The 23,451-nt window shown below is 62.7% G+C and carries 22 protein-coding genes and 1 pseudogene; 18 read left to right on the forward strand and 5 right to left on the reverse strand.

Features of this window, described 5'->3' with window-relative positions:
• Nucleotides 1–18 precede the first annotated feature (18 nt).
• Nucleotides 19–276, forward strand: coding sequence for a helix-turn-helix domain-containing protein (locus tag FCS99_RS16385; protein WP_171036237.1), 258 nt, complete (start codon nt 19–21; stop codon nt 274–276).
• A gap of 12 nt (nt 277–288) precedes the next feature.
• The gene (locus FCS99_RS04620) at nt 289–1,038 is read left to right on the forward strand and encodes a hypothetical protein (protein ID WP_138510901.1); all 750 of its coding nucleotides are present in this window, start codon (nt 289–291) and stop codon (nt 1,036–1,038) included.
• A 150-nt stretch (nt 1,039–1,188) separates the two neighbouring features.
• Here FCS99_RS04620 and FCS99_RS04625 read toward each other — a convergent pair whose 3' ends face one another.
• Nucleotides 1,189–1,398 carry a hypothetical protein gene (locus FCS99_RS04625; RefSeq protein WP_138510902.1) on the reverse strand — a complete coding sequence of 70 codons (210 nt, stop codon included), beginning with the start codon at nt 1,396–1,398 and terminating at the stop codon, nt 1,189–1,191.
• On the reverse strand, nt 1,391–1,696 hold the full coding sequence (locus FCS99_RS04630; RefSeq protein WP_138510903.1) for a hypothetical protein: 306 nt from the start codon (nt 1,694–1,696) through the stop codon (nt 1,391–1,393). Before FCS99_RS04630 ends, FCS99_RS04625 begins: the two co-directional genes overlap by 8 nt.
• A 27-nt stretch (nt 1,697–1,723) precedes the next feature.
• On the opposite strand from FCS99_RS04630, the gene FCS99_RS04635 reads away from it, so the two are divergent.
• The 3 genes from FCS99_RS04635 to FCS99_RS04645 all read left to right on the forward strand — a co-directional run bounded on the left by FCS99_RS04635 (nt 1,724) and on the right by FCS99_RS04645 (nt 3,762).
• Nucleotides 1,724–2,158: a hypothetical protein gene (locus FCS99_RS04635; protein WP_138510904.1), complete on the forward strand. Its 435-nt coding sequence runs from the start codon at nt 1,724–1,726 to the stop codon at nt 2,156–2,158.
• Between the two features lie 207 nt (nt 2,159–2,365).
• Complete coding sequence (locus FCS99_RS04640; protein WP_233352659.1) at nt 2,366–3,274, forward strand: IS1595 family transposase; 909 nt, start codon at nt 2,366–2,368, stop codon at nt 3,272–3,274.
• Entirely contained in the window at nt 3,271–3,762 is a 492-nt protein-coding gene (locus FCS99_RS04645; RefSeq protein WP_138510906.1) for a GIY-YIG nuclease family protein, read from the forward strand. The genes FCS99_RS04640 and FCS99_RS04645 overlap by 4 nt, the downstream gene beginning before the upstream one ends.
• 5 nt (nt 3,763–3,767) lie before the next feature.
• Here FCS99_RS04645 and FCS99_RS04650 read toward each other — a convergent pair whose 3' ends face one another.
• A complete protein-coding gene (locus FCS99_RS04650) occupies nt 3,768–4,232 on the reverse strand; it encodes a hypothetical protein (RefSeq protein ID WP_138510907.1) in 465 nt (154 codons plus the stop codon).
• A 62-nt stretch (nt 4,233–4,294) separates the two neighbouring features.
• Between FCS99_RS04650 and FCS99_RS04655 the strand changes: the two are divergent.
• From FCS99_RS04655 to FCS99_RS04665, 3 genes and pseudogenes are all read left to right on the forward strand, one after another.
• Nucleotides 4,295–4,915: pseudogene (locus FCS99_RS04655) on the forward strand (ATP-binding protein); the annotation flags it as partial.
• 192 nt (nt 4,916–5,107) lie between these two features.
• Nucleotides 5,108–6,970 carry an ATP-binding protein gene (locus tag FCS99_RS04660; RefSeq protein WP_233352661.1) on the forward strand — a complete coding sequence of 621 codons (1,863 nt, stop codon included), beginning with the start codon at nt 5,108–5,110 and terminating at the stop codon, nt 6,968–6,970.
• A 24-nt stretch (nt 6,971–6,994) separates the two neighbouring features.
• Entirely contained in the window at nt 6,995–8,605 is a 1,611-nt protein-coding gene (locus FCS99_RS04665) for an MFS transporter (protein WP_138510909.1), read from the forward strand.
• A 29-nt stretch (nt 8,606–8,634) separates the two neighbouring features.
• On the opposite strand, the gene FCS99_RS04670 is transcribed toward FCS99_RS04665, so the two are convergent.
• Entirely contained in the window at nt 8,635–10,923 is a 2,289-nt protein-coding gene (locus FCS99_RS04670) for an NADP-dependent malic enzyme (RefSeq protein WP_138510910.1), read from the reverse strand.
• 99 nt (nt 10,924–11,022) lie between these two features.
• On the opposite strand from FCS99_RS04670, the gene mutS reads away from it, so the two are divergent.
• The 5 genes from mutS to FCS99_RS04695 all read left to right on the forward strand — a co-directional run bounded on the left by mutS (nt 11,023) and on the right by FCS99_RS04695 (nt 19,816).
• On the forward strand, nt 11,023–13,716 hold the full coding sequence (gene mutS / locus FCS99_RS04675; protein WP_138510911.1) for a DNA mismatch repair protein MutS: 2,694 nt from the start codon (nt 11,023–11,025) through the stop codon (nt 13,714–13,716).
• 34 nt (nt 13,717–13,750) lie between these two features.
• Complete coding sequence (gene glnD / locus FCS99_RS04680; RefSeq protein WP_138510912.1) at nt 13,751–16,561, forward strand: [protein-PII] uridylyltransferase; 2,811 nt, start codon at nt 13,751–13,753, stop codon at nt 16,559–16,561.
• Between the two features lie 2 nt (nt 16,562–16,563).
• Nucleotides 16,564–18,108 (forward strand): murein biosynthesis integral membrane protein MurJ, encoded by a 1,545-nt coding sequence (gene murJ / locus FCS99_RS04685; protein ID WP_138510913.1) that lies wholly within the window; start codon nt 16,564–16,566, stop codon nt 18,106–18,108.
• A 58-nt stretch (nt 18,109–18,166) separates the two neighbouring features.
• A complete protein-coding gene (trpS, locus tag FCS99_RS04690; RefSeq protein ID WP_138510914.1) occupies nt 18,167–19,207 on the forward strand; it encodes a tryptophan--tRNA ligase in 1,041 nt (346 codons plus the stop codon).
• Nucleotides 19,208–19,273: 66 nt separating this feature from the next.
• A complete protein-coding gene (locus FCS99_RS04695; protein ID WP_171036238.1) occupies nt 19,274–19,816 on the forward strand; it encodes a copper chaperone PCu(A)C in 543 nt (180 codons plus the stop codon).
• On the opposite strand, the gene FCS99_RS04700 is transcribed toward FCS99_RS04695, so the two are convergent.
• On the reverse strand, nt 19,813–20,385 hold the full coding sequence (locus FCS99_RS04700; RefSeq protein WP_138510916.1) for a hypothetical protein: 573 nt from the start codon (nt 20,383–20,385) through the stop codon (nt 19,813–19,815). The genes FCS99_RS04695 and FCS99_RS04700 overlap by 4 nt on opposite strands.
• A 77-nt stretch (nt 20,386–20,462) precedes the next feature.
• On the opposite strand from FCS99_RS04700, the gene FCS99_RS04705 reads away from it, so the two are divergent.
• From FCS99_RS04705 to rimI, 5 genes are all read left to right on the forward strand, one after another.
• A complete protein-coding gene (locus tag FCS99_RS04705; protein ID WP_138510917.1) occupies nt 20,463–20,939 on the forward strand; it encodes a universal stress protein in 477 nt (158 codons plus the stop codon).
• Between the two features lie 70 nt (nt 20,940–21,009).
• A complete protein-coding gene (locus FCS99_RS04710) occupies nt 21,010–21,579 on the forward strand; it encodes a NifU family protein (RefSeq protein WP_138510918.1) in 570 nt (189 codons plus the stop codon).
• Between the two features lie 102 nt (nt 21,580–21,681).
• Nucleotides 21,682–22,314, forward strand: a complete 633-nt coding sequence (locus FCS99_RS04715; RefSeq protein WP_138510919.1) for a malonic semialdehyde reductase — start codon at nt 21,682–21,684, stop codon at nt 22,312–22,314.
• 9 nt (nt 22,315–22,323) lie between these two features.
• On the forward strand, nt 22,324–22,974 hold the full coding sequence (gene tsaB / locus FCS99_RS04720; protein WP_138510920.1) for a tRNA (adenosine(37)-N6)-threonylcarbamoyltransferase complex dimerization subunit type 1 TsaB: 651 nt from the start codon (nt 22,324–22,326) through the stop codon (nt 22,972–22,974).
• A complete protein-coding gene (rimI, locus tag FCS99_RS04725) occupies nt 22,971–23,432 on the forward strand; it encodes a ribosomal protein S18-alanine N-acetyltransferase (protein WP_233352663.1) in 462 nt (153 codons plus the stop codon). Before tsaB ends, rimI begins: the two co-directional genes overlap by 4 nt.
• The last annotated feature ends 19 nt before the right edge of the window (nt 23,433–23,451 follow it).

Raw genomic sequence — 23,451 nt, forward strand, 5'->3', positions numbered from 1 at the left:
TTTCAGAGGCCAGCGATCATGCCGAAGTCGGTTTTCACGGATGCGTATAAGACGTTCTTGGACGTGCTGATTCAGGCGCGGAAGGATGCTGGTGTAACGCAGGCCGAGCTGGCGGAACGGTTAGGCAAACCTCAGCCATGGGTTTCGAACATCGAGCGCGGAATTAGGCGGGTTGATGTTATCGAGTTCATAGCGATCTGCCACGTGTTGCGCGTCCAACCTGATGCGACCATCTCCACAATATCAGATAGGTTGTCCCCGCCTATTTCGATTTAGACGAGGCCGCCGATGCCGATTACTCCTCCCGCAATCTCCACAAAGCGACTGCTCGCTAGAAAGCTGCTCGATGCGGTGGTTGGCGAGGTACCGCTAGTCGGAGGCCCTTTGGCAGCGCTCTATAGTGTAACTCACCCCGCGAAGGGCGATATTCAGTTTAATCAATGGGTTACCGAAATCACCGCACTCGTGAATTCACTAGAGCAGGCGATTAAATACGTATCACAAAGCATCACGCTATCTGAGGAGGCTGCATCCTTCGGTCTTTGGATCGCGCAACAATCAGAATCCGGCGGTAGGTTTGATCTTCTAAGCTATGATCATTTAGTCGAGAATTTCGAGTGCCCAAATGGCGCTTCTCTTTCTGACCTCGTTGGCGAACTCGAACTGGAAGGGATGCTGAGAGTCTCCAAATGTCTAGGCAAGCCGTTCTCTTCCGTCCGGCCCTCGCACAAACTGTTTGAAACTTTCGATCCGGTAATTTTCGACGAGGCTAACCCACGTAGCGACGCAGCTCAGATTGTTCAGCGGTATCTTACAAAAGAAGAAGATGCGATTTCCGCGTCCAAGCTAGCCGAAGACTTCGGCTGGTTGCCTCGCCGGTTAAATCCAGCTTTGGCTATCATCGCTGACTACATCGGCGAGCGACGGATAAGTGCGCCAATGGGACAGCCCTATGTCGCGCGCGTAATGTTTCCGGACATTAGCGAGCGAATTGCGCTTAAACGGCTTGTCCAATCAGTTCAGGGAGATCAGAACTAAAAAATTGCGTGCTGCAATTTCCGCTGCGAGAACACTAAATATATGATTGTCATATATTGAATGGGCCCGTTATGTGGAAGTACTACTATTTCGAACAAATAATTAAGACTGATGGGTCAATTGAATATCGACAAATTAGAAGGTGGAAAGCTATTCTTTTAATGGCAAGATGCGGGTTCCAGCATCTCGTAAATGCTTGCAAGACAATAAGATAGTTCCGCCATCATCATTTTGTTCTTTCGCGACGCACATCGTATTCCAAGTGAAAGCATCTGCTTGTTCAATCTCGCGTCCGTCAGGTAGCGTGACGGATACCATTTCAAACCCACATTCTTCACACTTTACTTTTGGCTTAGCCATTTTTGAAATTCATCCTAGATTTGTCCGCGGATCGCACCTTCACTAGTGAGATGTCGCTGTCGTCGTTGCCGATCACATTAATTGCTTCGCCAACCATGGCTTCAATCTGTTCGACATTCGCGGAATGCATTTCGAGCGAGGTGTATAGAACGAGAACACGTTTCCACTCAGCATCTTGAATCTCATATTCAAATTCATGCGATACTAAATTTTCCACCATGTCATTTTGCTCCACGTATTGTTGTGCTTTGGGTTTTGTCCCACCAAGGTGGAGTATTGCGGGGCTGTCGAAAAACACAAGACCGTAGCATTTGTTGAGGCGGAGATGAGCCGAGCGCAAGTCTGTAAAACGTTGGAGCGAAAGTACGCCGCTGTTCTTGGCGAGTTTGTTGCGGCGCCCGCTGCCGACAATGCCGACAGCCTAAAGGAAGCCCTTGCCGCCATCCAGATCGTCATCCGCCTTTGGGAACCGGATTGGCTGCCGGATCACATCAAGCCGATCAGACCGAAACAGTCCTACGCGACGCACGGCATTCAAAGCCGCCTTCTCTTTGAATTCATCGGCGCTCGAACCGGAAGCTTCACGGCTATGGAAGCGGCAGAATACGTATCTGTCAGGTTGGAAGCGCTAGGCGAGACCATTCCGCCCATCGAAAATATTAAAATAAACGCACACAACTTAATGCGCAAACTGGAGAGTAAATTTGTCGTGTCAAATAATACACGGCCTGAAACTTGGACAAAGATAAATAAAAAGTAGCCTGCATTGCTTTTTTAGTTGACAATATACGAAATCCGTATATATCGACGCGCGCATTGATTCGTTAACTACACGGAGGCGCAGTTGAACAATGACGGATGCACGGCAAAGACTAAAAGTCGCCCGCTTCGGAACCCGACGCGGAAAGGTCAACACTATCGGATGGCATCGGCCTATCGGAATTTCCGGCCCGTAGATATTGCTACGATGCCCAAGCGGAAACTCCATAAACTTTGGATGAAGCTGGCGTTTCCTCTGACTGGTGGAGAACCATATTGTCCGCGCTGCGGATCGGTTCGCTACACGCACATCAAGACGCGGAAACAATACCGCTGTCGGGATTGCGAGCACCGCTATAGCAACACGTCAGGCACCATGTTCGCCTGCCGGAAACTGCCGATCCGAGACATTCTTTTTGGTATTGCTGAATTTCAAGACGAGGAAGATGCCTGTACGGCGCATTCCTTCGCTCGAAAAATGGGCGTTTCATACAAAACCGCTTGGGTGATGGCACATAAGGTGCGCCAGCTCATGTTCGCGGCTCGATCCAATATTTTGATTACCGAAGATGTTGCGGTTGACGGTGCCTACTTTGGTGGCGTGCTCCGAAACATCAACGTCAAGAAAAATCGAAACGATCATCGTCTCAAAAAATTTCGGCACCAGAACAAGAAGAAGGTGGTTGTGATCGTCAAAGGACGAATTACAAACTCCACGATCCTTGCTCGTGAATTTGTGTCTGAAGCGGAAGCGGTTGATTGGGTTCGCGGTTGTGTTCCCAAGGACAAAAAGATTTTCACTGACGAGGCTAATCACTGGAATTCGTTGGGAGCATCCCACGAACACCACACCATTAATCACAAGCAAGCCTACAAGATTGGTGACAACGATACGAATGCGGCTGAGAGCTTTTTCAGCACCTTCCGCGTCGCATCGAAGGTCTATCGTTCCGTAAGTCGTGGCTACTTCACCGCGTACATCAATGAGCAAGTTTGGCGACGTACTGCCAAACTGGCGCGGTCCAACCTTGATCGATTTCTTGATGTAGTGAGCCACATCCGAGATGTGGTGAACAAGTTTCGTGGTTATTGGCAATTCGGGGAGATGACGGCGTGACCGATCTCTGTCCAAGCTTGTGTCCAGACCACAATTTGAAATTTGAACTGTTCACGCCAGACGAGCTTTTTAAAAAATTGGCCCAGCATGATGTTGGCGGCATTTATTCCATCGGCCTAACACGCATCCACGAAGTGCTAGTTCGGGCTGGATACATCAAGGAAGCGCCGGAAGTTTGGACTGGTAGCCATTTCCACGTCTATGTCGGTGAAACCTATTCTTTGAAGGTCCGTATGGGTCAACACTTCGGCCTTGATGGTGAAGTATCAAACTTCCGAACCACCTTAGCCATGGTCCTTGGAATGGATGACGCGGCAACGAAGCGCTTTCTGTTCGAAAAGGCCGTAATCGGTTGGCGTTATGTAGACTTCATGGGTGATGTGGAACGCGATCTGATCAAGAGAACGGCTTGCCCCTTAAACCTACGAGGCAAAGGCCCGTCGCCATTTGCAAAGCGGCTTCGGAAGTTGAAACGGCAGATCGGCTAAAGAACCTAGCGGTGCACAGATTTCCATCCTGCGCGACCAGTCTCTAGAATCTTCTTTTCGACCTGACCATTTTTCCGCATCTTCGTGAGACATGCGGAAACTCGCTTAGTCATAAGCGTGATGAGTGAGCGATCCTCAATCGGCAAGTTCCGCTTCTCCATCATGACCAATGCGATCTCCGTGGAGGTCACATAGTTATCCGCTTTTCTCAGCACTGAATGCACAATCCGCGTTACTTCTCCGCGAAACGCCTGATGACGCGGAGGAACCGGTTTCGCGTCGATATCGCATACATCGATGTCTGGATCGAAAATGCGAAGAGTCGCGTCTACGGCATCCAGTTCAGAGACCAGATTCCGAAGCTCTTGCTGATTGTGCTCAATTTTGCCAGCGATCTCCGCACGCTTTCTAATAAGAGCGTGAAGAACATTTGGGTTGTCGGTGTCCGACGAGATCAGTGCGTTTGCCATGCGCTGTAAATAGCAAATACAGAGGGGATTCTGTACTCTTTTTATTGTGCAAATGCTACATAATGCCGGAATTCCATCCCCAGGTGCTCGACAGTTTGCGCCAGCCCCTGGAGACCGGGTCCATCACCGTGGCGCGGGCCAATGCCCATATCGCCTATCCGGCGCGTTTCCAGCTCATTGCCGCGATGAATCCCTGCCGCTGTGGCGGGGGCGGGACGGATGGCCAGTCCTGCCGACGCGGGCCGCGATGTGCCAGCGACTACCAGGCGCGGATTTCCGGGCCCATGCTCGACCGGATTGATCTGCAAATCTATGTGCCGCCGGTGACGCCCGCCGATCTGGCCCTGCCGCCGCCCGTGGAGGGCTCGGCGGAGGTGGCCGCGCGGATCGCCGGGGCGCGGGAAGGCCAATTGGAGCGTGGCTTTCTCAATGCGCACATGCCCACGGATGTGCTGGATCATGTCGCCGCGCCGGACCGGGCCGGGGAGGCCCTGCTGCGCGAGGCGGCCCTGTCCCAGAACCTCACCGCCCGCTCCTATCACCGCATCCTGCGCGTCGCCCGCACGATCGCCGATCTGGAGGGGCAGGATGCGGTGCGCCGGATCCATATCGCCGAAGCCCTTGCCAGCCGTCGCGGTCTGGTCAGCGCCACCGCCTCCAGCCAGGGTCAGCCGGTGGTCTGAGCGGAGGGGCCGGAGTGTTGGGGCCCGAGAAATGGGACCTGAGTGGTGGGGCTTGAACGGTGCGGGCCGACCCCGCCTGCAACGACGCTTCGTTAACGGCTGTCTGCTAGACAAATGCCTGACATGTCACGGGATGATCTTGATAAACGCGACGGGGCGGACGGCGCGCCGGGGGCAGGCCGGGCGGGACCCGTGCACTTGCGTCCGCACGGCGCTCCGGCGGCGCGGCCGGAAGACTGGCTGCTGACTGCACTGGATGCGACCGGAGAGCTTATTCTGGTCCGGGGGCAGAATGGCCGCGTTCTATACGTCAATTCCGCCTTTCTTGCCGCCTTTGGCGGCGAACGCACCGATTGGATCGGGCGCTGGTTCTCCGTCGCGCCGCCCGTCGGCGAGGCCGGTTCGCGCCGCTATGAAATGCTGATGCGGACCCGGTCGGGCCCGCTCTGGATCGAATGGGATGAGCGCTTGTTGCCGGATGAGGGCGGGGTGATCTCCGTCGGCCGCGATGTCACCCGTCGCCGCGAAGCTCATGAAGATCTGGAGGCCTCCCAGAGGGCCAAATCCCTCTTCTTTGCCGCGGTCACCCATGAATTGCGCACGCCGCTGGCCGGCACGCTCGGCGTGGCGCGCCTGCTGGATGCCACACCGCTGCGACCGGACCAGGCCGACTATGTCCGCTCCATCGCTGTTTCGGCCGATCATGCCCTGGCGATGGTGGATGACATTCTCGACCTATCCCGTCTGGAAGCCGGAAAGCTGGATCTGCGTCCGGAAGAGGTCGATGTTTTTGATCTGGTGCGCGATACGGTCGAACTGGCGGCCCCCCGCGCCCGTGAGAAGGGACTGGAAATGGGCGTTGTGCGGGCGTGCGGGGCGCCCCGGCGCATCCGCGGCGATGCTGCCCGGATCAAGCAGATCCTGTTCAACCTGATCGGCAATGCCGTCAAATTCACCGTCACCGGCGGGGTGCGCGTTGATATGGCCGACGCCCCGGCCCCGGACGGCCGCCCCCGCCTGGCCATTTCGGTCAGCGATACCGGACCGGGCATTTCCGAAGCCGACCAGGAAAAGCTTTTCGAGCATTTCGAGCGCGGCGCCGCCGAGCGCAATGGCGCGGAAAGCGGTGCCGGTCTGGGCCTCGCCATGGTCCGCCGCCTGGTGGAAGCCATGGAATCCCAGATGGGCGTGGAGAGCCGCCCGGGCGCCGGCGCGAAATTCTGGGTCGTCTTCGACCTGCCGGTTCTCGACCAGGCCGAAGAGCAGGCGCTGCGCGGACGCCGCCTGGCCGTGGCGGCCGAGTCCGGCATCCTGCGCCAGAGTCTGACCGACCAATTGAAGGCACTCGGCGCCGATGTGCGGGTGATCCGGCCCGATGACGCGATCGAGCCGGGCGATGCGGATCTGGCCGAACGGGATGTCCTGATGGATTCCGGGTGGACCGGGGTCGATCTGCACGACCATACGGCGCGGACCTGGCATTTGGTCAGCCCCTCCGAGAAGGATGCAGTCATGGCCCGCCGCCGTCGCCCCGAAGACGGTTGGTTCGTCAAACCCGTACGGGCCCAATCCCTGTGTGAACGCCTGGCCCCGGGCGCGCCCGAGCCGGTCGAAACCGCAGACCGGGAGTCCGGAGCAACACGCCGTCCGGCCTTCCAGCCGGATGTGTCGGGCCTGTGCCTCCTGGTCGCCGAGGATGATCCGGTCAATGCCCTGATCGCCCGCAAGTGCCTGGAAAATCTGGGCATCGCCGTCATGCTGGTGACCGATGGCGACAGCGCGCTGGAAGCCCTGGCCGTGCAGGAATTCGATGCCGCACTGCTGGACCAGCGCATGCCCGGCCTGGATGGTCCGGATGTGGCCCGCGAAGCCCGCCGTCAGGGCCTGCGCCTTCCCCTGATCGCGCTGACTGCCAATGCGTCGGAAGCCGACCGCAAGCTCTGCCTGGACGCAGGCATGGATGAATTCCTCTCCAAACCCCTGGACCCGGACCAGCTTTCCCGAATTCTCCTTAACTTGTGCCGCACGGAAAACCGCGCCAGCATGGGGTCTTAACAGCCCCGCCGGAGTTTCATGGACATGGCCGATAGTATTGCCCAGCGCGGCGCGAGCTGGCGTCAGACGCTGACCGTCTATTTCACACCGGTCATGCTCTCCATGCTGATCCTCGGTTTCGCCTCCGGCCTGCCGCTCTACATGGTGTTCCAGAAACTGTCCTACTGGCTCCGCGATGCCGGTATTGACCGGTCCACCATCGGCTTTTTCTATTTCGTGACGCTGGCCTACACGTTGAAATGGCTGTGGGCCCCGATCGTTGACCGGGTGAAATTGCCGGTCCTGCACCGTTTGCTCGGCGCGCGCCGATCCTGGATCGTGACTGCCATCACCGGCACTGTTCTGGCGCTGGTTTTCGTGGCCACGACCGATCCGACGGGGGCCAGCTATCGCCGTGACGAAAACGGTGTCCGTCTGGCGCAGATCGAAGCGGGGGAATATGACGTCCTGCTGGACTCGCTCGCGGCGGCCGAAGCCGATCCGGAACGGAATGCCGGCGAGGTTCTGGCCGGAGTGGTTCATCCCGTCAGCCCGGTGATGACGGTTGAGGGTGAGGAACGGATCGAGCTCCCGGAAACCGAATACCGGCGCCTGTTGTCACTCGTGAATGAGGACGAGCATTTCGAGGCCCTGTCAGCCTACCGAACCCTTCTCACCCTTTTGCCGATCGCCATTGCGGCGCTCCTGCTCGCCTATTCCGGGGCCACGCTGGATGTCGCCATTGATGCCTGGCGGATTGAATCGGCTCCCAATGATGTCCAGGCGAACATGGCGGCGGCCTACTCGCTGGGCTATCGCGTCGCCTACATGACGTCGGGCCTGGGCCTGGCCATATCGGAATGGGCCAACTGGCATGTCTCATTCCTGGTGATGGCGGCGGCCATGGCCATTTCCGCCGTGCTCGTCTTTTTCATGAAGGAACCCAAGGCCGGGGCCGGGCGCCGCGCGCTGGAGGGCAGTTTCGGTGTAAAGGTCGCCAAGGCGGTCTGGCAGCCCTTCAAGGATTTCTTCGCGCGACTGGGTTGGTGGATCATCCCGGTGGTCGCGCTGATTTCGCTGTATCGCATCAGTGACTTCACCATGGGTGTCATGGCCTCGCCGCTCTACTCCGACCTGGAGTTTGACCGGGCTGTGGTCGGCGGCATCCAGGCCGGTCCGGGCTTGGCCGCGACCATGTTCGGACTGTTCGTCGGCGGTCTGACGGCGATGCGGATCGGCATGATGCGGGCGCTGATCGTGGGGCTGGTGATCACGCTGGTCACCAATGGCGCCTATGCCTGGCTGGCCGCGACGGCGCAGCCGGATGAGAGCTGGAAGCTGCTCGTGGCAATCGTGGGCGACAATCTGGCCGGCGGATTCGTGACGACGGTCTTCATCGCCTATCTGTCCAGCCTGGTCGATCCGGCCAGTGCGGCGACCCAGTATGCCTGGGTCAGCTCCTTCTACGCCCTGTTCGCGAAATTCCTGTCCGGATTCTCCGGCGTGCTCGCGGACGCGGTCGGCTGGGTGATGTTCTTCGTTCTCACCGCAGCCTGGACCATTCCGGCCGCCATTCTGCTGGTCGTGGTGATCCTGTTCGGCCCCAAGGCCGCGAAGGGCGAATTCAAATTCGCCGAACGCGAAACCGTGGACTGACGACCGGGCCGACCCGCAGGGCCTGACCCCTACTCCGCCACCATCGGCGTTTCGACCTCGTGTTTTTCCGGGTCGTAGGCGGCGAGGGCGGCGAGGGTGGTGATCTCGCTGACCGAGGCGCCCAGTCGGGCGATCTGGACCGGCTTTTCCACCCCAACCAGCATCGGGCCGATCACGGTTGCCCCGCCCGCCACGCGCAGCAGTTTGGTGGCGATGGAGGCGGCGTGGATGGCCGGCATGACCAGGACATTGGCCGGGCCCTTCAGGCGCGAGAAGGGGTAGAGGAAACGGTGTGACGGATCGAGCGCCACATCGACATTCATCTCGCCCTCATATTCGAAATCGACCTTGCGCTCGTCCAGCAGCCGCACGGCCTCCTGGAGTTTCTCCGAACGCTGGCCGGACGGATTGCCGAAGGTGGAATAGGACAGGAAGGCGACGCGCGGGGTGAAGCCGAAGCCCTTGGCGGTTGCGGCGGTTTCCTCGGCAATGTCGGCCAGGGCCTCGCTGTCCGGGAATTCCGCGATATTCGTGTCGGCGATGAACAGGGTGCGGTTCTTGGCCAGGGCGATCGACATGCCCATGACGCGCTGACCCTCGGCCGGGTCGAGCACGAGGGAGACATCGGACAGGGCCGCGGCGTAGGAGCGGGTGGTGCCCGTCACCATGCCGTCGGCATCGCCCAGCTTGACCATGCAGGCGGAGAAGACATTCCGGTCATTATTGACCAGGCGCTGCACGTCGCGGCGCAGATAGCCCTGACGCTGCAGACGCTCATAGAGGAAATCGGCATAGTCCGCATTGCGGTCGGAGAGGCGTGCATTGACGATCTCGATCGCATCTTCCGGCACCCCGACCAGGTGCATGTTGGCGCGCGTGATCTCTTCGCGGCCCACCAGGACAGCCTTGCCCAATTCCTGGTTCTGGAAGGCATAGGCGGCGCGGATCACCGAGGGTTCCTCACCTTCGGCGAAGACAATCCGGCGGCCATGGCCCATCACCGCACCCTGGATACGCTGCAGCAGGGCGGCGGTGGGATCGAGGCGACGGGCCAGGGAGGCGCGATAGGCCGACATGTCGGCAATCGGCTTGCGCGCCACACCGGTATCCATGGCGGCCTGGGCCACATAGGGCGGCACGAAATGGATCAGGCGCGGATCGAAGGGCGAGGGGATGATGTAGTCGCGGCCGAAACTGGGGCGATTGCCGTGATAGGCGGCGGCCACCTCGTCCGGCACGTCTTCCTTGGCCAGGGCCGCCAGGGCCTGGGCGGCGGCGATCTTCATCTCTTCATTGATGGTCCGGGCGCGCACATCCAGCGCACCGCGGAAGATATAGGGGAAGCCGAGGACGTTGTTGACCTGGTTGGGGTAATCGGACCGGCCCGTGGCGATGATGGCGTCCTCGCGCACGGCGCGGGCATCTTCCGGCGAGATTTCCGGGTCCGGATTGGCCATGGCGAAGATGATCGGGTCCTTGGCCATCGTCTTGACCATGTCCTGGTTCAGGGCGCCGGCGACCGACAGGCCGAGAAAGCAGTCCGCCCCGTCCACGGCTTCGGCCAGGGTGCGGCGGTCGGTTTCCACGGCGTGGGCGGCCTTCCACTGGTTCAGCCCGTCGCGGCCGGGATGGATGACGCCCTTGCTGTCGCACAGGAGGGCGTTCTCATGCTTCACGCCCATGGCCTTGAGCAGTTCCAGCACCGCGATGCCGGCCGCGCCGGCGCCGTTCACAACGACACGCAGGTCTTCCATCTTTCGGTTGGTCAGATGGCAGGCATTGATGATGCCGGCAGCGGAGATGATGGCGGTGCCGTGCTGGTCGTCATGGAAAACCGGCACATCGAGGAGCTCACGCAGACGCTGTTCGACAATGAAGCTTTCCGGCGCCTTGATGTCCTCCAGATTGATGCCACCGAACGTGTTGCCGATGCGTTTGACGCATTCGATGAAAGCCTCGGCGTCTTCCTCTTCCACCTCGATATCGACCGCGTCGAGATCGGCAAAGCGTTTGAACAGGACGGCCTTGCCTTCCATCACGGGCTTGGAGGCCGGGGCGCCCAGATTGCCCAGGCCCAGAATGGCGGTGCCGTTGGAGATCACGGCGACCATGTTTCCCTTGGACGTATAGTCGTAGACGGCGTCCGGGTTCTCGGCGATGGCTTTCACCGGTGCGGCCACGCCCGGGCTGTAGGCCAGGGAGAGGTCACGCTGGGTGGCCATGGGTTTGGTCGGGGAGAGGGCCAGCTTGCCGGGCACGGGGTCCTTGTGAAAGGCGAGCGCTTCTTGGTCTTCGACTGGGCTGGTTCTGTCGTTCATCCCCGGATTTCCCCGTTTTTCGTGAAGGAATGTGTTGTCTAGGGCCTTAGCCGCTTCCTACCCTTGCACGCAACACGAAACCTCGCCACCGTCCGCGCCATGAACGCCCACACCACGCTCCCGATTCCGGCTGATCGCACCTTTCCGTCTGCGGAAGGGGCCACGCCCATGATGGAGCAATTCCTCGACCTGCGCGGCCAGGCTCCGGCGGATGCCCTGCTCTTCTACCGCATGGGGGATTTCTACGAGCTCTTCTTCGACGATGCGGTGCGGGCGGCGGCGGCACTGGATATCGCCCTGACCAAGCGGGGCGAGCACCAGGGCGAACCCATCCCCATGTGCGGCGTTCCCGCGGCGACGGCGGAGGCCTATCTGGCCCGTCTGATCAAGGCCGGTTTCAAGGTCGCGGTCGGCGAGCAGACCGAGGATCCCAAGGCGGCCAAGGCGCGCGGCGGGTCCAAGGCCGTGGTCCGGCGCGAGATCACGCGTGTGGTCACGCCCGGCACGCTGACCGAGGACAGCCTGCTCGATCCGCGATCCTCCAACCGGATTGCCGCCCTGGCCCGTCTGGCCAGTGGCGAGGCCGCCATTGCCTGGGCCGAGGTCTCGACCGGGGAATTCATGGTGTCGGCGGTGTCGGCCCAGACCGTGGCCGCCGAGCTGGCGGCGATGAGCCCGGCGGAGCTTTTGGTCGAGGAAAGCCAGTTCGGTGAGGCCGCCGGTTTCACCCAGCGCACCACGCTGACACCCCTGCCCCGGGCCAAGTTCGATGTGGCCTCGGCCGAGCGGCAGTTGAAAGCCCAGTTCGGCGTGCAGGAACTCACCGCCTTCGGCGATTTCTCCAAGGCGGAGCGCTCGGCGCTGGGGGCCTTGCTGGACTATCTGGCCCTGTCCCAGGCAGGGGCCCCGGCCAAGCTCGCCCCGCCGCGCCAGGCCCGCGAGGGCAGTGTTCTGGCGATTGACCCCGCTACCCGCGCCAGTCTGGAAATTGACAGGACATTGTCAGGAGAGCGGAAGGGCTCCCTGCTGGATGCGATCGACCGCACGGTGACAGCGCCGGGCGCACGGGGACTGGCGGAACGCCTGGCCCGCCCGCTGACCGATGCGAAACAGATCGAGGCGCGACTGGACGCGATCGCCTGGTTCGAACGCGAGGCGCCGGCGCGCCGCGACTTGCGGGACCGTTTGCGCACGGCGGGTGATGCGGAACGTGCCCTGTCCCGTCTCCTGCTGGGCCGGGGTGGTCCGCGGGATCTCAAATCCCTGTCCGGTGCGCTGCTGGAGGGTGAGGCGATTGCCTCGCGCCTGCTGGACGAGAAACTGGATACGCCACCGGAGCTGATGCGGGCGGCGCTCGCGGCGCTGACCCTGGCCGACAAGGCCGAGCTGGCGGAAATGGTCCAGGATCTGGAACGCGCCGTGGTGGATGAGCCGCCCCTGCTGGCGCGTGATGGCGGCTTCATCGCCGAGGGCTGGCTGCCGGCGCTCGACGAGACCCGGCAATTGCGCGACGCCTCGCGCCGCATCGTGGCCGGGCTGCAGCAGACCTACGCGGAAGCCTCCGGCGTGTCCGGGCTGAAGGTGAAGCACAATAATGTGCTGGGCTATTTCGTCGAAGTGACCGCCAAGCATGCCGACACGCTGATGGGGGATGACAGCTTCATCCACCGTCAGACCATGGCCAATGCCGTGCGTTTCACTACGACCGAGCTGGCGGAGCTGGAATCCAAGATCGCGAGCGCCGCGGAACGGGCTCTGGCGATGGAGATCGAGGCGTTTGCCCAATTGCGCGATCGCGTGGAAGCGCAAACCGCGCCCATTCGGGCAGCAGCGCGGGCTTTGGCAGAATTTGATGTCACGGCGGCGCTGGCGGAATGGGCCGAGGAGACCCAAGCCTGCCGGCCACAAGTTAACGATTCATTTACGTTTTCGATCACCGGCGGGCGCCATCCCGTGGTCGAGCGCTCGCTCGAGCGAAACGGTGAGGGCCGGTTCACGCCCAATTCCTGCCAACTGGATGGATCGGGGGAAAATGCGCCCCGTTTGACCTTTATTACGGGTCCCAACATGGCGGGTAAGTCGACCTATCTGCGTCAGAACGCCCTCATTCTTATGCTGGCCCAAGCTGGTTGCTATGTGCCCGCCGAAGCGGCGGAAATCGGTATTGCCGACCGGCTCTATTCGCGCGTTGGCGCGGCGGACGACCTGGCCCGCGGCCGGTCCACCTTCATGGCGGAGATGATCGAGACGGCGGCGATCCTGAACCAGGCCACGCCGCGCAGTTTTGTCATTCTCGACGAGATCGGCCGCGGTACGGCGACGTTTGACGGGCTGTCCATTGCCTGGGCGGCGGCGGAGCATCTCCATGAGATCAATCAGTGCCGCGCCCTGTTCGCGACCCATTATCACGAGCTGACCCGGTTGGCCGAGGACCTGGATGCGGCGGGCAATGCCTCGCTCAAGGCCAAGGAGTGGAAAGGTGAGCTGGTCTTCCTGCACGAGGTCGGGCCGGGCGCGGCCGACCGGTCCTACGGGATCGAGGTGGCGCGCCGGGCCGGGCTGCCACGCAAGGCGGTCAGCCGGGCCCAGTCCATCCTGAAGCGGCTGGAATCGGACAATGCGCCCTCCGCCGCCCTCGATACCTTGCCGCTCTTCGCAGTCGCCGAACCGGAGCCGGAACCGCTGGTTTCCGCTGTGGAGGAAAGGCTGGGCCATGTTGATGCGGACGGGCTGTCGCCGCGCGAAGCCCTGGACCTGGTCTATGAGCTCAAAGGCCTGACCAAGAAGACGTGACGCACTGAGCTGCCCACACTAGATTGGCCCCGATATGACCCGCTCCGTCCTGCCTGCCTCGCTCGACGCCCTGAAACTGAGGGCGGAACTGGCCGCTGTCCTGGCCCAGGATGGCTGGTCATCGCCCGCCGCCCGCCAGGCCGGGCTCGGCCGGGTGAAAGCGTCGCTCGACCGGTTCCGCGAGCAGGCCTTTGCCCGCCTGTCCGGACAGGGCGGGGGCGCTGCCGCGGCCCAGACCCTGGCCGACGGGATGAGTGTCTGCCTGCACGCCCTGTTTGATTCCATGGCCTCATCGGACCCGGAGGGTTCCGCCGGTGTGGCGCTGTGTGCGCTGGGCGGTTTCGGGGCGGGGGAGTTGGCGCCGTCCTCGGATGTCGATCTTCTCCTGATCAAGCCGGATGGCGAGAATCCCAAGACGGATGCCTTCCTGCAGCAGGTTCTCTACGCGCTGTGGGACCTCAAGATCGATGTCGGCGGCGGGGCTTGCCGTTCGATTGACGAGACCCTCGACCTGACGCGTGAGGATGCCTCGGAACGCACGGCCCTGCTCTCCCTGAAGCATCTGGCCGGTGACGAAATGCAGACCCAGTCCCTGGCCCTGCGCTTCCGCGAGGAAGTCGTGGCCGGGGACCTTCAGGGCTTCGTGGAAGCCAAGCTGCGCGAACGGGATGCCCGTATCGAGAAGGCCGGCCGCTCACGCTATACGGTCGAACCGCATCTGAAGTCCGGCAAGGGCGGTTTGCGGGACCTCCAGCTGATGCGCTGGCTGGCGCAATTCCTCTACGGTGCCGATGCCTTCGAGCGCTGGGTCGGAACACGCCTGCTCTCGGTCGAGGATGTCGACAAATACGTCGCAGCCGATGATTTCTTCTGGACGGTCCGTTTCCACCTGCACGAGCTGTCCGGCGGCAAGGATGAGAAGCTCGCCTTCGACCTGCAGCCGGAAATCGCCGCGCGGATGGGCTTCGAGGATGGCGAGTCCGAGAGCGGTGTCGAACGCTTCATGCGCCGCTATTTTCGCACCGCCATGGATGTCGGCGCCCTGACCCGCCTGGTCTGCGCCAAGCTGGAAGCTGATGCCTGGAAGTCCAAGCCGAAAGGCCTGGCCCGTTTCCTGCCGCCGAGCATGGAAGCGGATGAAGAGGCTGATGTGGCCGAATTCATCGTGCGGGACGGGCGGCTGGACTTTGCCCACGCCACCCAGATCCGCGAAGAACCGGTGCGGATCATGCGCTTCTTCCACGTGGCCGCCTCGCGCCGGCTGGACATGCATCCGGAAGCCGTGGCGCGGATCGGCCGGACCCTGCACTTCATCGATGATGATTTCCGCCGTGACCCGCGGGCGGCGCGGGCCTTCTTCGCGGTCCTTCTGGACGCCCCGGCACCGATGGCCGTGCTGCGCATGATGACCGAGGCGGGCGTGCTGGGCCGCTATATCCCGGAATTCGGCGATATCGTCGCGCGCACCCAGTTCAACATGTATCACCGCTATACGGTGGATGAGCACACACTGCAGGCGCTCGGCTTCCTGCGCGAGATCGAGGATGGGCTGCACCCGGAGGAGCACCCGCTCTCCACCCGCATCACGCCGCTGATCCAGAACCGGCGCGCCCTGCACCTGGCCGTCCTGCTGCATGACACGGGCAAGGGCGCTGGCGACCAGTGTGTGGAAGGCGCGCTGCGGGCCCTGACCGCCTGCGAACGCCTCGGTCTGGGCCATCAGGAGAGCGAGCTGGTCGCCTGGCTGATCCGCTCGCACCTCCTGCTCAGCGACACGGCCCAGCGCCGTGACCTGTCCGATCCGCGTACCGTCGCCGATTTTGCGGCCGCCATGGGCTCGCTGGAGCGTCTGCGTCTGCTCACCGTGCTGACCGTGGTGGATATCCGGGCGGTCGGGCCGGGTGTTTGGAATGGCTGGAAGGCGCAGCTGATCCGCGATCTTTATGCCGCCACGGAAACCGTGCTGGCCACAGATGGTGATGCCTTGGAAGCGGCCCGCCAGGGTCTGGCCGACAAGGCCCAGGCCGAGCGTGACCGGATCCGGCCGCGCCTGGAACGCCTGAACCCGGATTTTGCCGCCTGGTGGGTCGCCGAACTGCCGGACACATACTGGGTTTCCTTTGGCCCGGAAGACCGGTTCCGGCACGCCGCCTTCGTCCGCCACGCCTGGGAAAAGGGCGAAACCACCTCGGCCGGGGTGCGCGTCGACCGCCGCCGGTCGGCGACCGAGGTCATGATCTGGTCGCCGGACCGGAACCGGGTCTTCGCCGACCTGGTGGCAGCCTTCGCGGAAATGGGCGCCGATGTGGTGGGCGCCACCATCAACACGACCGTCTCCGGCCAGGTCTTCGACGTGTTTTATATCCAGGACGCAGCCGGCCAGCCCTATGGCCAGCAGGATGAGCTCCGCCGCCAGGCCCTGGTCGCCTATCTGCGCGAAGTGGCGACGGGCGATTTGGCCGTCCGCCGCCGGGGTGGCGGTCCGCTGGCTCGCCGCGATGCCGCCTTCCGGGTAACCCCGGCCGTGACCCTGTCCAACGAGATTGCCGAGAACGCCACTGTGATCGAGGCCTCGGGCCGCGACCGGCCGGGTCTGCTGGCCGATCTGGCCGACGTCCTGGCCGATGAAGGGGTCGCCCTGACCTCCGCCCAGATCGATGGCTATGGTGAACGCGCGACGGACGTGTTCTATGTCACCCATAACGGGAAAAAGCTTGAGGATGAGACCATCACCGAGCGGATCAAGACGGGTCTTCTGGCCGTGTTCAGCGAAGGCGAGACCGCCTTTGACGAGAAAGCCGCCCAGCGCGGCATTGCGCGGGCCAAGGCCAGCGTTCTGAGGTAGGTATGCGTCTTTTGAGATCCTCGGCCGTTGTCGGCGTCATGACCCTGGGCAGCCGGCTTCTCGGTCTTGTGCGCGAGATTTTCCTGGCGCGGGCGCTGGGGGCAGGCCCCATTACCGACGCCTTCCTGACGGCGTTCCAGTTTCCCAATCTCTTCCGCCGGATTTTCGCCGAGGGGGCTTTCAACTCCGCCTTCGTGCCGCTCTATGCCGGCAAGCTGGAAGGCGAGGGCCTGACCGACGCCCAGAAATTCGCCCGGGATGTCGCCTCCATGCTGATGACGGCCATGCTGGTCCTGGTCGTCGGGGCGCAATTGGTGATGCCGTGGCTGATGTATCTGCTGGGGCCGGGGTTTGTGGGTGAGCCGGACATTTTCCAGCTGGCCGTACTGCTGACCCAGATCACCATGCCCTATCTGTTCATGATGTCGCTCAGCGCCATGATCAGCGGTGTTCTGAACTCGCATGGCAAATTCGCCGTCGCGGCCGCCGCGCCGATGTTGCTGAATCTCACGCTGGTTGGTGTGCTCTGGTTCTCTCCGGCGTCCGGGGAAGACCTGACGCTGCATCTTTCCGTCGGCATTACCGTGTCGGGCCTGGCCCAGCTTTTCTGGCTCTACGCGGCCTGCCGGGCGACCGGCATCCGGCTGCGCTTCCAGCTCCCCCGACTGACGCCGGATGTCCGGCGGCTGATTGTTCTGGGCGTGCCCGGCGCCCTGGCGGCCGGTGTGACCCAGATCAACATCCTGGTGACCTCCTCGATCGCGACGATCGAAGCCGGCGCGCGTTCCTGGCTCTATTTCGCCGACCGGCTCTACCAGCTGCCGCTGGGCGTGGTGGGGATTGCCATGGGGGTCGTGCTTTTGCCGACCCTGACGGGACGCCTCAAGGCCGGCGACATGCAGGCGGCCAGCAATGCCATGAACCGGGCGTTGGAGATTTCCATGGCGCTGACCCTGCCGGCGGCGGTCGCGTTGGGTGTGATCCCGGTCTTCATTGCCGAAGGCGTGTATCAGCGGGACGCCTTCACCCATGCGGACGCCCTGATGGTGGGTCAGGCGTTGACGGCCTTTGCCGTGGGCCTGCCGGCCTTCGTCCTGATCAAGGTCTTGTCGCCGGGCTTCTTTGCCCGTGAGGACACGGTGACGCCGATGAAGTTCGCGACCGTGGGCGTGGTGATCAATCTGGCGCTGGGCCTGGGCCTGTTCTTCGGACCGCTGGGCTTTGCCGGGCTGGCGATTGCCACATCGGTGGCCGGCTGGGTGAATACGCTGCTCCTCGCCTACACCCTGCGCCGGCGCGGCTTGCTGGACCCGGATGCACGCCTGCTCAGCCGTTTGCCGCGGATTGCCCTGGCCTGTGTCGGCATGGGCGTCTTCCTGTTTTTCGCCGACCGGCATGCCGATCAGCTCATGCCCTTCCTGCTCGATTCCCGGCTTGTGACCCTGCTTGTGACCTGTCTGGCCGGCCTCGCCGTCTTCGGTCTCGCCTCCCTGCTGACCGGTGCCCTGCGGATTTCCGAGGTGCGCGGCGCGCTCAAGCGCTCTTGAAGCCAAGCGCCGGGCTGGGTAACACGCCTTTCCACATTTATTCAGCAAGGCCTGTCCCATGAGTGAAACGCCCACCGACTACAAAGGTCCGCAACGCGTCCTGTCCGGCATGCAGCCGACCGGTCGCCTGCATCTCGGCAATTATCTCGGGGCGCTGAAGAACTGGGTGTCGCTGCAGGAAGATGGCAGCCAGGACTGCTTCTACTGCGTGGTCGACATGCACGCGATCACCATGCCGCACGATCCGGCCACCCTGCCGGATGCGGTCCGCGCCGCGGCGGCCGCCTACATTGCGGCCGGTGTTGATCCGGAGAAGAGCACGATCTTCGCCCAGTCTGCCGTCCCGGCCCATGCCGAACTGGCCTGGATCTTCAACTGCGTGGCGCGTCTGGGCTGGCTGGAACGCATGACCCAGTTCAAGGACAAGGCGGGCAAGGACAAGGAACGCGCCTCGGTCGGCCTGTTCACCTATCCGGTCCTGCAGGCGGCGGACATCCTGGTCTACAAGGCCACCCATGTGCCGGTCGGCGAGGACCAGAAACAGCATCTGGAATTGTGCCGGGACATCGCGGCTCGCTTCAACCGCGATTATGGCGACGGCGAAGCGATCTTCCCGCTCACCGATCCTGTGATCCAGGGGCCGGGGGCGCGCATCATGAGCCTGCGGGACGGGTCGTCGAAAATGTCCAAGTCGGACGTGTCGGACAATTCGCGCATCAATCTGGAAGATGATGCCGACACGATCGCCCGCAAGATTAAGAAGGCGAAGACCGATCCGGAACCGCTTCCCTCCGAGGAAGCCGGTCTGGCCGATCGTCCGGAAGCCAATAACCTCGTCGGCATTTATGCCGCCCTGTCTTCCAAGACGAAGGCCGAGGTCCTCGCCGAGTTCGGCGGTCAGGGTTTCGGGGCCTTCAAGCCGGCCCTGGCCGATGTTGCCGTGGAATATCTGGCGCCGATCTCCGACGAGTTCCGCCGCTTGATCTCCGACAAGGCCGAGATCGACCGCATCCTGGCCAAGGGCAGCGAACGGGCCCGCGCGGTGGCCGACCCGATCGTCGAGGAAACCAAGAAGACCATCGGTTTCTGGCACGCATGACCCGATGTCGCATGGCCCGGTCGGTCCGCCCGGGCTATGCCTCATCACCCCATTCCGGAGACTGACATGCGTACAGCCCTGCTTCTTTCCGCCGCCCTGTTCCTGACCGCCTGTGGCGGCACCGAGGACGAGGCCGTGATGGCCGGTGATACCGGCACCATGGATCACGGCTCCATGGGCCATGACATGGCCGAGACCGAACAGACCCCGCTTCCCGATGATGGCGTCATGCCGGTGGTCGCAGTGTCGGCGGCCTGGATGCGTCCGCATCCGCAGGGCCGGGATGTCACCGCAGCCTATTTCACGGCGACGCTCGCCGAAGGCGCAGCGGACCGGCTGGTTTCGGCCTCCGTCACCGGGGCGGACTCGGTCGAGCTGCACGGTCACACGATGAATGATCAGGGCATGATGCAGATGCGCGCCGTCGGGCCGCAGCGCCTGGACGCCGGCGATACGCTGGTCTTTGCGCCGGGCGGTCTGCACCTGATGGTGTTCGGCCTCGACCCGGTAGTTGCCGGCGAGACCGTGGACGGTGTGCTGTTGTTTGAACGCGCTGGTGAGGTTCCGGTCCGCTTCGCTGTCGGCCTGTCCGCGCCCGAGGTCGACTAGCCCGGTCCGGTTTCAGTCCCTTTTTCCGGCCGGTAGAGCGCCGGATCATAGGGGGCGGGCCGTTTGGGCAGGAACATCCACATCAGCCAGCCGCCGGCGCCGATGCCGCCGATCAGGAGCAGGCCCATCGGGTTCTCCTGATTGCCCGCTATGATGGCCAGTCCGGCCACACTGATCGCCGCCAGGATGAAGCCCAGACCGAACATGATGATGCGAAAGCCCAGAGACGCGCCTTCGCGATAGGCGATCTGGTGGTCATGCGGGGCGAGGGCCGTGTGCAGGGCTTTCAGGAAGGGCGCAAATGTGTCGGCTGTCGGGGTCCACACGCCGGGGCGGTCAAAGCACATGGAGCCGAACACGGCTTCCTGGCCGTCCGCATCACTCACCCGGCAGACGACCTGGCTGGCCTTGCCCGCCATCTCCACCTGGAGACGGACCTGGCGGATCTGGTCCAGCGGCATGTCACCGCCCCATTCGCCGTCCTCGGTGCGCCAGACAAGGGCGTCATCCGTGATCGAGAACTGCAAGGTGCGGGACCGGATATTGCGGCGATCCGTGTGTGTGACCATATCTGTGCCTCCCCAACGCAGGCGGCTTAACAGCATTTGCTGGACGAGTCGCCAGCAAGTCGCCAAACTCGGATCACATGCCGCAGAGCAATCGCAAATTCCTCGTCATTGCCGACGACAGCACGGAGAGCCGCACGGCGCTCTATTTCGCCGCCCGCCGGGCGCAGGCGACCGGCGCGCATGTGTCGATCCTCGCCACACACCAGCCCTCCGACTTCAATCACTGGATCGGCGTGGCCGAAACCGCCAAGCGCGAAGCGGAAACGGCGGCTGAAACCCTGCTGGAATCCATGGCGGAAGATGCCGAGGCCGTCACCGGAGAGCGTCCGGAGCTGCTGCTCCGCGAGGGCGATATCCGGGATGTGCTGAGCCAGTTGCTGGACGAGGATCCGTTGATCTCCCTTCTGGTCCTGGCCGCCGCCAAGGCCAGTGACGGGCCGGGACCGCTGGTCTCGGCGCTGGCCCGGGGCAAGGGCTTGTTCTCCAGCCGCGCTGTTCCGGTCACCGTGGTTCCCGGCGACATGGAAACGGACGAAATCGACGCCCTCGTCTGATACCCGCACGCGGTGAAAGGTTGATCTGACCGCCATCTCGCGCCACATCGCGCATCAGGAGGCCCGATCCATGTTTATCCAGACCGAAGCCACGCCCAATCCGAATACGCTGAAATTCCTGCCCGGGCGGGAGATTTCGCCGAACGCCCCGCGCGAGTTCGAAAGCGCCGAGGATGCTGATGCATCCCCACTGGCCGCCGACCTCTTCCTGATCGACGGGGTGAGTGGTGTGTTTTTCGGCGAGGATTTCATCGCCGTCACCAAGACCGATGATTTCGACTGGGACCATATCAAGCCCTTCCTGCTCGGTGCCATCATGGATGGTCTGCAGTCCGGCCAGCCGATCGTGGAGGATGGTCCGGGTGAAAGCGGGCATGCGGGTTTCGAGGATGACGGGGCCAATGCCGATGTCATTCGCGAGATTATCGACCTGATCGATACGCGCGTCCGCCCGGCCGTGGCCAATGATGGCGGCGACATTCTCTTCCATTCCTATCTCGCCGACAGCGGAGTGGTGCGGCTGAAAATGCGCGGCGCCTGCGCCGGCTGCCCGTCCTCGACCATGACGCTGAAGGCCGGGATCGAAAATCTGCTGAAGCACTACATTCCGGAAATCCGGGGCGTGGAAGCCGTCGAGTAAGCGGCGCGCCCGGCTCAAGACTTTTTCCAGATCAGCAATTCTCTTTGGATTGCCGAGGCTTTATCTCCTCTGGCAACAGAAACACCTTTGATGGAGGCCGCGATGACCGCAGAGCTCACCGAAAAGCCGACCCATAATGATCCCATTCCGCAGGACGCGCTGAAGCAGATCCTGACCGAAGCGCGGACCTATAACGACTTTGCCGACACGCCCGTATCCGAAGACACGATCAAGACGCTCTACAATACGCTGCGCATGGGGCCGACGAGTGCCAACTCTTCGCCAGCGCGTTTCCTCTTCGTGCAGTCGCCGGAAGCCAAGGCGCGCCTGGAACCGTCGCTGAGCGAGGGCAATCGCGAGAAGACGATGAAGGCCCCGCTCACCGTCGTGCTGGCCTGGGACACGGAATTCTATGACAAGGTTCCGCAGCTCATGCCGCACAATCCGGATGCGCGTGAATGGTTCACTTCGCCGGAATCGACGCTGGCCAATGGCAAGCGCAATTCGGTTCTGCAGGCGGCCTATCTGATCATCGCCGCCCGCGCGCTGGGCCTGGATACCGGCGCCATGACCGGGTTCGACCCGGACAAGGTGGATGAGGCCTTCTTCCTGGACGAACCGGACATGAAAACCTGGCGGTCCGATATCCTGATCAATCTGGGCTATGGCACCACAACGCGGCTTTTCCCGCGCCTGCCGCGCCTGGACTTCGACGAGGCCGCGAAAATCCTCTAAAGGGCAGGCATGAACCTGCTTGCCATCGATACGACCGGTCCGGACTGTTCCGTCGCCCTGCGCCAGCCGGGCGCGGCCGATCGTCTGGTCAGCGAGCGGATCGGGCGGGGTCATGCGGAACGTCTGGCGCCCATGGTCCGGGACCTGCTGGCCGAGGCCGGGCTGGCCCCGGCTCAGCTGGACCGTATCGCCGTGGCGACGGGCCCGGGCAGTTTTGCCGGCACAAGGGTGGCAACCGCTTTCGCCCGGGGTCTGGCCCTGGCCTGCCAGGCCGAGGCTGTTGGCGTCTCCAATCTCGTCGTGATGGCGCACCAGGCCGGGACCGATGCGCCGCTGATCGTGGCCCATGATGCCAAGCGCGGTGAAGTCGTGCTCCAGGTTTGGGCGAGTGATGGTGAAACGCCCTCCGACCCTCAGCGCCTGCCTCTGGACGAGGCCCTGACCCGCCTGCCGGAACTCGCCCCTGCCGAGGCCCGGCTCGCCGGATCGGCCAGTGACTTGCTGGCCCCGGCGGGTCTGTCCCGCACCGGGATCGAAAGCCTTGACCTCTCGGCTCTGCTCGACTGTGCCGGTCTGGCAGATCCGCAGACCGACAAACCCTCCCCCTTCTATGCCCGGCCGCCTGATGCGAAATTGCCGGGCGGGCTGGAGCCCGCGTGAGCCTTCAAGTCGAGCGCATCAGCGTGGCTTCGGCGGCGCGGCTGGCGCGTGTGCACGCTCGCAGTTTCGATCGACCCTGGCCGGAAGCGGAGTTTGCCTCCCTGCTCCACATGCCGTCCACACTGGGCCTGTCCGTGTCGACCGGTGCAGGGCTCGCCGGCTTCGTCCTGGTGCGCATCGCGCTCGACGAGGCGGAAATCCTGACCATTGCGGTGAACCCCGATGCCCGCCGCTCCGGCGTCGGCCGGACCCTGATGGCGGCGATGGAGGCTTCGCTTGCTGACAGCGGCGTGTCGCGTGTGTTTCTGGAGGTCTCCACACAGAACACCGCCGCGCGGGCGCTCTATGAGCGGCAGGGTTTCAGCCGGGTGGGCCTGCGCCGGGGCTATTATGGCGACGGCACGGACGCGCTCGTGCTGGAAAAAACACTGCCGGGAAGTGGACAGGATGGGGCGTGACCGCCTATCTGTGAACGCA

It is taken from the genome of Maricaulis alexandrii (assembly GCF_005871165.1).
Classification (GTDB): Bacteria; Pseudomonadota; Alphaproteobacteria; order Caulobacterales; family Maricaulaceae; genus Maricaulis; species Maricaulis alexandrii.

What these genes read in the sequence shown, in the direction of transcription:
- FCS99_RS16385 (WP_171036237.1), top strand. Translation starts at nt 19, where the DNA reads ATGCCGAAGTCGGTTTTCACGGATGCGTATAAGACGTTCTTGGACGTG.
- FCS99_RS04620 (WP_138510901.1), top strand. Translation starts at nt 289, where the DNA reads ATGCCGATTACTCCTCCCGCAATCTCCACAAAGCGACTGCTCGCTAGA.
- FCS99_RS04625 (WP_138510902.1), bottom strand. Translation starts at nt 1,398, where the DNA reads ATGGCTAAGCCAAAAGTAAAGTGTGAAGAATGTGGGTTTGAAATGGTA.
- FCS99_RS04635 (WP_138510904.1), top strand. Translation starts at nt 1,724, where the DNA reads ATGAGCCGAGCGCAAGTCTGTAAAACGTTGGAGCGAAAGTACGCCGCT.
- FCS99_RS04640 (WP_233352659.1), top strand. Translation starts at nt 2,366, where the DNA reads ATGCCCAAGCGGAAACTCCATAAACTTTGGATGAAGCTGGCGTTTCCT.
- FCS99_RS04650 (WP_138510907.1), bottom strand. Translation starts at nt 4,232, where the DNA reads ATGGCAAACGCACTGATCTCGTCGGACACCGACAACCCAAATGTTCTT.
- FCS99_RS04665 (WP_138510909.1), top strand. Translation starts at nt 6,995, where the DNA reads ATGGCCGATAGTATTGCCCAGCGCGGCGCGAGCTGGCGTCAGACGCTG.
- FCS99_RS04670 (WP_138510910.1), bottom strand. Translation starts at nt 10,923, where the DNA reads ATGAACGACAGAACCAGCCCAGTCGAAGACCAAGAAGCGCTCGCCTTT.
- mutS (WP_138510911.1), top strand. Translation starts at nt 11,023, where the DNA reads ATGAACGCCCACACCACGCTCCCGATTCCGGCTGATCGCACCTTTCCG.
- glnD (WP_138510912.1), top strand. Translation starts at nt 13,751, where the DNA reads ATGACCCGCTCCGTCCTGCCTGCCTCGCTCGACGCCCTGAAACTGAGG.
- murJ (WP_138510913.1), top strand. Translation starts at nt 16,564, where the DNA reads ATGCGTCTTTTGAGATCCTCGGCCGTTGTCGGCGTCATGACCCTGGGC.
- trpS (WP_138510914.1), top strand. Translation starts at nt 18,167, where the DNA reads ATGAGTGAAACGCCCACCGACTACAAAGGTCCGCAACGCGTCCTGTCC.
- FCS99_RS04695 (WP_171036238.1), top strand. Translation starts at nt 19,274, where the DNA reads ATGCGTACAGCCCTGCTTCTTTCCGCCGCCCTGTTCCTGACCGCCTGT.
- FCS99_RS04700 (WP_138510916.1), bottom strand. Translation starts at nt 20,385, where the DNA reads ATGGTCACACACACGGATCGCCGCAATATCCGGTCCCGCACCTTGCAG.
- FCS99_RS04705 (WP_138510917.1), top strand. Translation starts at nt 20,463, where the DNA reads ATGCCGCAGAGCAATCGCAAATTCCTCGTCATTGCCGACGACAGCACG.
- FCS99_RS04710 (WP_138510918.1), top strand. Translation starts at nt 21,010, where the DNA reads ATGTTTATCCAGACCGAAGCCACGCCCAATCCGAATACGCTGAAATTC.
- FCS99_RS04715 (WP_138510919.1), top strand. Translation starts at nt 21,682, where the DNA reads ATGACCGCAGAGCTCACCGAAAAGCCGACCCATAATGATCCCATTCCG.
- tsaB (WP_138510920.1), top strand. Translation starts at nt 22,324, where the DNA reads ATGAACCTGCTTGCCATCGATACGACCGGTCCGGACTGTTCCGTCGCC.